A 6292-nucleotide genomic window follows, 5' to 3' on the forward strand; every position below is an offset into this window, starting at 1 on the left:
TTCGGATAGTTATGATCGCGCTTATTTCGTTATTCGATTGCGATATTGAGAGCGTGCCCCCCCGGGCGCGCGCCTGCGTCCAAGGGCGGGCACCGCTTCGAGCATCCGTGAGTTTTCGCCGGACGGCTTACAACGCGACATCGCCGCTCAGAGACCTTACGTGGCTCAGGGGAACCTGACACGTGGTGCTTACGGCTAGCATCGGTGGCATTTTGATCGCCCTGAACGCCAATTACTTGTACGCGATCACCACGAGGCGCCGGCCATCGGATTTGAACTCTCCGCCTTCCTGCCCATAGGCTTCAACAGTCTCAAACCCCGCGCTGCGCAACATGCGAACATATTCAGAAAACCCGTAGTGTCTGACAGAAAGACGCATTCGTCTAACGCATCGATTTCGGACTATGGTTCTCTCAGAGTTGCAGCGATCGGTTAGTGCGTCGTAGTTGCTTATATCAATTCTTAAATCATCGTTACGCCGCACGATCTCGTTCAAAGGCCATTTGCCGCTTAGCAAAGAGCAGCGATTGAGTTGATCGATTAGCAGGCGCCCGCCTTTTCGTAAAGAACGGGCGGCTTCATGAAGAACTTTCTCGTTATCCGCTTCATTGAAGTAACCAAACGTTGTGTACCACAGGAAAACAGCGTCAAAGCAATCTCTCCAGGGAAGTGAGCGCATATCGCCAAGAACGTACTCAACATTTACCCCACGTTCGGCTGCATCTGCTTCGGCTTTTTTTAGAAGGACCGGCGACGCATCCAGCCCCGTTACCCGTGCTCCTTTTCTCGCCAGCCGGTTGGTAATCCGCCCATAACCGCATCCTAGTTCAAGAACTAGGCCGCCTTCCTTAAGCGAAAGTAGATTCCAAATTGCTTCAACTTCCAGATCAGTTTTCTCGGGGGAATTTACGACGTCACCAAAATGCAAATAATCGTCTCCGAAGTATGATTCAAGCTCTAATGACGAAAGTGGCTTACCATCTGTCTCGCAGCTCATGTGCTTCACCGTCTTATTGTACAGGTCGTCGACCCAATGCGATTCTGAAAGGCCAAGATCAATATTACATAGAGGAGAGCGTTTGAACGATAATGTTTTGTATTTTCTTTTTATTGTTTGTAACGCTTTTGTTAACGGTTATTGATCCGGCTACTCGTAGTAGCCGCGACCTGGCTTTTCTGGTCGGTAAGACCTTCTTTCTGGTTGCCAGCTGTGAGGTGGTTCGCCTTACACCGGCAGTGTTGAAACGAGAGGGTTGCTCGTCGAGCCGATCCTCATACCAGGAGGACGAACATGGAAGGATATAGCGAAGTTTTCGTAGGATTGGACGTTGCGAAGGATCGGCATGCTGTTGCTCTCGCCGAGAGCGGGCGTACCGGCGAGGTTCGATATGTCGGGGAGATATCCTCCGATGGTGCGTCAGTACGCCGCCTCCTCCGCAAGCTCGAACCCCCGGGTATACGATTGAGTTTTTGCTATGAGGCTGTCCCCACAGGATACGTTCTGAAGCGGGAGATCGAAGCGCTTGGCTACGAGTGCGCCCCCTCTCTGATCCCGCGCAAGCCTGGCGATCGAGTCCAGACGAACCGCCGCGATGCCGAGAAACTTGCCCGGCTGTTCCGTGCCGGTGAGATGACGGAGATCTGGACACCGGACGCTGCTCATGAGGCAACACCGTTTCCGTGAGAACGACGCCGCCGATCATATAAGCAAAACTCACTCCGATCACAGCAGGATTGGCACGCTGGCATTCTGCAACGCATGGTGAAAAAGCATTGCATAGGACAAAGCACCCTTGGCGGCGGCCGTGCGCATATAATCTTCCCACAGAACTTCGAGCATGCTCGCCCGCGTGACCCGGGCGATGAATGCAATGAAGCCGAGGCCTAATGCTACGGCTGGCAGGATGAGATGCACAAACCAAGGTCCGAGGCCACTTCCGATCGGGACATACCCTTGGACCGGCAGGCAATGTGTCCTGATCACCCAAAAGTATATGAGGAAATAGGACGGAATAGCCAAGCGCAGAAAAGACTGCGAGAAGGCGCTCGACGAGACCGCCAGTTCGCCACGCGGCAAGGATGCCGAACGAGACCCCGACCGTCACTGCAAGAATCATCGTCAGGATTGACGGGAAAGGGTGGTTCAAGGCGTTGCAAGATCAACTCGAGCACTGGCCGCCCAGGAAAAAGCGAGGTGCCGAACACCGCCCAACATTTCGCGCACCCAGAGTGCGAACTGAACTGGCATCGGATCGTTCAGACCCAGCTTTTCGCGGATGCCGGCGATCACCTCCACCGTGGCCGACTTCCCGGCGATCATAGCCGCCGGGTCGCCTGGCGCCAGCCTGAGAAGCAGGAAAACGAACGCTCCGACCATTGCCATCATGGCAATGGTCGATACCATCCTGCGCAGGATGTAGTCCCATTAGGCTGAAACCTTTGGCAAATTCGGAAAGCCGTACGCGCCGGCCACCTCAAGGAGGCCGGAAAACGACTTCCGGTGCGTCGTTGGCTGGACAGCGCGCTCCAGCAGAACACCGCCGACGAAGTTACACCATACATCTTACAGTTTTCGGGCGAGTGCCTTGCGCCATTTGGCCCGGAGAGCCTGGTATTCATCGTTCTTCGGCCGGCCGTAATAGGCGAAGTCGCCGTTCGCGACTAAGAAGGGGGTATTGATTGGATTCGCTCCGCTGTGGTTCTCACCTGCCCGCAAGGCGGCCAAGGCGGTCTGTTATCGGGAAAAACTTTCCAGACCTTTCCGCCGGCGAAGCCGTCGGGCGGCTCCTTGCGGGGTACATATTTTTCATTTCGGTCATAGGTGAAGCTTGCCCCAGACCTGGCTAGAGCCTCATTGAACTTGAACGGCCCGGATCCGATATTCGAGATAACCTGCTCGGTGGCGGGCCGGCTCGCGTCTTTCTCACGCATGATAGCGAGGGAAAGTCCTCCACAAGCATATCAACCAGAATCGCCAGGGGCTCCTTAGGAGCGATCGCGAAGGTCTGCTCGTCTTTTTTCGGGATGTCTTGGGCCCTCTCATGATCAGCTCTCCATCTGTGGACGTATATGGACCCCGCCCGATTGCAACAGTCGGCTGGATCAGGATCATTGGTCACAACTGCTGACGTATATCCGGCTTCGTGATGCGGCTGGACAACGTCTTCGCCGCGAGCCTCGATGGGTTTTCGCCCGCTTCCACCTCAAAGCCCCCATGACATTGGCTAACGCCATGCCGGTCCACAGATCAGGTTGGGAAGCGACGGGGTGACCGTTTTTCCATCTCCTGCCATTTGCTGCAATTGCCGGGGTGAGACCTCCTTTCCTTGTTCGCCGCTTCGCTTCAGGCCGCCTTCACCGACAGCGCGGGCTCGTAAGCTGTGTCGCTCGAGAGCATAGCCCACACGATCCGCGCATTCTTGTTGGCAAGCGCAACGGCCGCGACATTGGGGTGCCGCCGTTGCCGCATCTTGCCGAGCCAGAGGCTTCGTGGGTCCTGCTTGCCGCCAGCCCGGCTTAAAGCGGCGCGAGCGCCATGAATCATCAGTGTACGCAGATAGCGATCGCCGCGTTTGCTGATGCCGAACAAGCGGGCTCGCCCTCGACTGGATCGCTGCTTCGGCACCAGGCCAAGCCAGGCCGCGAACTGACGGCCGTTCTTGAAGCAGCTTCTATCGCCGACGGCGGCGATCAAGGCCGTTGCCGTCACAGGGCCGATGCCTTCGATCTTGCCAAGCCGTTGGCACGGCTCGCTGGTGCGGAAGATTTCCCGTATCCGGCGATCATAGGATGCAATGCGGGCATCAAGCTCGGCCAACTCCGCCTGCAACTCCCTCATGAGCGGGCGAACCATCTCGCTGAGGCCGTCATTGTCGTTCCCTGCGATGATGGCGAGGCCGCGCCGCAGCTGCGCGATGTCACGGGCAATGACGATCCCATGCTCAGACAGAAGACCGCGAATCTGGTTGACGAGCCTGACCCTGTCGGCGACGAGACGCCGGCGAAATGCGATGGACGGCTTGCACGGCCAGCTGATCGGTTGATTTCCGTGGCACGAAGCGCATCGACGGCCGGCCGACCGCTTCGCAGATGGCTTCCGCATCGTTCCGGTCGTTCTTGTTTGACTTGACGTATGGCGTCACGAACTGAGGGCTGATCAGCCGCACCTGATGGCCAAGTTCGGTGAGCACGCGAGCCCAATAGTGCGCCCCGTTCGACGCCTCCATGCCGACCAGGCACGCCGGCAAATTGGCGAAGAAGCGGGACACCGCATCGCGACGCAGCCTCTTTCGCACAACGACTTTCCCGTGCTTGTCGACGCCGTGAACCTCGAAGACATACTTCGCCAAATCCAAACCTATCCGAACGACCTGCATGATATCCTCCTTCATGGCAGTTGACGTTCGAGATTCCACCGCGTCGCGAGGGCGGGGTCCATACCATTGCCCCGTAAGACGCAAGCGGTTTTCGGCGGTTGGCACGTTGTCGGATGCTGCCATCTGTCCGGCCTCTTGATGCAGCGCAAAGGCTGCGGGCCCGTATGGGAGTGCGCGGACCGGAACCATATCACCCTAAGCGTGCTCGCTGACACGGTGGTGAGCCCTGGTTCTTCCGGCCCCGTCTCGCCGACTGTTGTGCCATACCCTCCTTCGACCGACCACGTCTCCGACGACCTCAGGCCCGTCCGGCTTACGCCGTGACCGCGGCCGGAGCCTTGTAACTCTCCTGCTTCATGAGCAGCGCCCAAACGATCCGTGCCATCTTGTTGGCGAGCGCGACCGCCACCAGCATGCGCGGTTTGCGCGCCAGCATCTGTTCCAGCCAAGAGCCCTTCGGTGCGCCGCGCCTTGCTGCCTGTTTTATGACCGCCATGCTGCCGATGATGAGCAGACGCCTGAGCGTGCGCTCGCCCATTTTTGAGATGGCGCCGAGCTTCTGCTTGCCGCCCGTCGACTTCTGCAGCGGGGCAAGCCCGAGCCAAGCGGCGAAGTCGCGCCCCTTCGCGAAGGTCTCGGCCGGCGGTGCGAGCGCGGCGATTGCGGTCGCGGTGATCGGGCCGACGCCCGGAATCGTCATCAACCGCCGCGATACCGCGTCCTCGCGGGCGCGCCGCGCGATTTCCCGGTCGAGTTCGGCGATCCTCCCGTCCAGTTCGGGCAGAAGGTCCAGCATCAGCCTGATCATCGCTAGGGCGGCTGGCGGCAACGAGGAGGCCATCTCCTCTTCCTCGAGCAGGTCGGCCAGCATCGCCACATAGGACGGTCCCTTCGGCGCCACCCAGCCATATTCCGTCAGGTGACCGCGGATCGCGTTGATCAGTTGGGTCCGCTGGCGAACCAAGAGATCGCGGGTCCGGAACACGAGCGCCGCTGCTTGCTGTTCCTCGCTCTTCACGGCGACGAACCGCATGTTTGGGCGTTGCGCCGCCTCGCAGATCGCCTCAGCATCGACGGCATCGTTCTTGTTTCGCTTCACGAAAGGCTTCACGTAGGCCGGCGGGATCAGCCGGACCGTATGGCCCATGTCCATCAGCTCGCGACCCCAGTGATGAGCACCGCCACAAGCTTCCAAGGCGACGGTACAGACAGGCTGGGCGGCAAAAAAGTCCAACACCTTTCCCCGGCTGAGCTTCTTGCTGAAAAGCACGTGACCGCGCTCGTCGGCGCCGTACGCATGGAAAACATTCTTCGCGATATCCAGACCGATCGTGGTAACCTCAGGCACGGACGCCTCCCTCCAATGGTTGCAACACCGCCATTCTGGCACAGCGGTGCCGTCGGGGGGCGTCCACCCCATCACCCGTGTCCACCTGGCCCCAGCGTCGTGTCGAGGCCACACACTCCGCTGCGATGGCCGGCTGCAATCATAGAAGGTTAGGCCTTCGCGAAGTTGGAAGGTGTGGTCTTCAAGCCTGAGCCGAAACGAGGAGCCTTCGGCCCGCGGACGCAACGCTTCGATCTCTTGGAGAGCTTTAGGTGCACGATCCGGCGCACTGAAATCTCCGGTCATTTCGCTGAGCCTCAACCGGAAGGAATAAACACTTTGAACTCGCGGAAATCGACGCCAGCAACCATGGTTCCGACTCATTTCCAGTCGACCAGCCCTTCATAGTCGAGACGCTGCAAAGCCTAACGAACTGGTGTTCGACTTACGTTGAACTCCTAAGGGAGCTCGGATTCGACGATGAGTTCACCTGGACGATACGGGAGCAGGCATATACGATCACGTAGCACGCGATGGATCTTTGCGGCCCGGTCGCGTGCTGCGGCGACACAAGGAGTGTCCCGCTTCG

Annotated in this window: 2 protein-coding genes and 3 pseudogenes; 1 reads left to right on the forward strand and 4 read right to left on the reverse strand. The window is 58.7% G+C overall.

The features are described 5' to 3' along the window. Nucleotides 1–232: 232 nt before the first annotated feature. Entirely contained in the window at nucleotides 233–997 is a 765-nt protein-coding gene (locus tag CO676_RS33805) for a class I SAM-dependent methyltransferase (protein ID WP_097524257.1), read from the reverse strand. Between the two features lie 294 nt (nucleotides 998–1291). Between CO676_RS33805 and CO676_RS33810 the strand changes: the two are divergent. After that, nucleotides 1292–1669, forward strand: a pseudogene (locus CO676_RS33810) (IS110 family transposase); the annotation flags it as partial. Nucleotide 1670: 1 nt separating this feature from the next. Here CO676_RS33810 and CO676_RS33815 read toward each other — a convergent pair. The 3 genes and pseudogenes from CO676_RS33815 to CO676_RS33825 all read right to left on the reverse strand — a co-directional run. After that, nucleotides 1671–2404: pseudogene (locus tag CO676_RS33815) on the reverse strand (ABC transporter permease); the annotation flags it as partial. A gap of 939 nt (nucleotides 2405–3343) precedes the next feature. Continuing rightward, nucleotides 3344–4376, reverse strand: a pseudogene (locus CO676_RS33820) (IS110 family transposase). A 313-nt stretch (nucleotides 4377–4689) separates the two neighbouring features. Next, nucleotides 4690–5724, reverse strand: coding sequence for an IS110 family transposase (locus CO676_RS33825; RefSeq protein WP_097524258.1), 1035 nt, complete (start codon nucleotides 5722–5724; stop codon nucleotides 4690–4692). Between the last annotated feature and the right edge of the window lie 568 nt (nucleotides 5725–6292).

Source organism: Sinorhizobium sp. BJ1 (assembly GCF_002531555.1).
Classification (GTDB): Bacteria; Pseudomonadota; Alphaproteobacteria; order Rhizobiales; family Rhizobiaceae; genus Sinorhizobium; species Sinorhizobium fredii_B.